At 70.1% G+C, this 857-nt stretch carries 1 protein-coding gene; it reads left to right on the top strand.

The window, feature by feature from the left end:
- Window positions 1–135 precede the first annotated feature (135 nt).
- On the top strand, window positions 136–857 hold a 722-nt coding region (sigJ, locus tag AC1DU6_RS33415; protein WP_477862638.1), incomplete at its 3' end, for an RNA polymerase sigma factor SigJ.

Below are 857 nucleotides of genomic sequence, written 5' to 3' on the forward strand. Positions count from 1 at the left end.
GAGCAGTGGCGCTGGGTGGAGCAGTGGCTGCCGCACTCGGCCTGGATGCTGCTGGCGGCGGTGGAGATCGCGCGCTGATGTCACAAACGTGGGGGCTGTCCCGTCAGGAGGGAGTTGAACCGCGAAACTCCCGCCATGACCGACGACCTCTCGCCCACCGCCCGCGCCCTGCGCTTTGACCGTGACCATGCGCGCCGCCTGCGCGCGCTGGCCTACCGCATGCTCGGCTCGCGTGCCGAGGCCGAGGACATCGTGCAGGAGGCCTGGCTGCGCTGGGCCGAGGTGGATGCGGCCCCCATCCAGCACGAGGGCGCCTTCCTGTCGCGGCTGGTGACCAATCTCTGCCTGGACAAGCTGCGCTCCKCCGCCGTGCAGCGCGAGCAATACGTGGGCGTCTGGCTGCCCGAGCCCATGCTGGAGGACGAAGCCTTGTTCGGCTGGGCCCCCGGCCCCGAGAAGCAGGCCGAGTTCGCCCAGGACGTGTCCATCGCCTTCATGCTGGCCCTGGAGCGCCTGTCGCCGCTGGAGCGCGCGGCCTTTTTGCTGCACGACGTGTTCGACCTCGACTACGACGAGATCGGCCGTCACCTGGACCGCAGCGAGGCCGCCTGCCGCCAGCTCATCAGCCGCGCGCGCAAGAACATCAAGGCCGACTACGCGCGCCGCGAGGTGGCCAAGGAGGAGGCCGATCGGCTCGTCAACGCCTTCATGGATGCCGTGCGCAGCCAGGACGTCTCGGCCCTGGCCCAGTTGCTCAGCGAGGACGCCGTGCTGATGGCCGACGGCGGCGGCAAGGTCAGCGCGGTGCCCAAGCCCCTGCATGGCGGTGCGCAGATCGCGCGCACCTTCATCGGCTT

The sequence above is a fragment of the Roseateles sp. P5_B10 genome, from assembly GCF_056400485.1.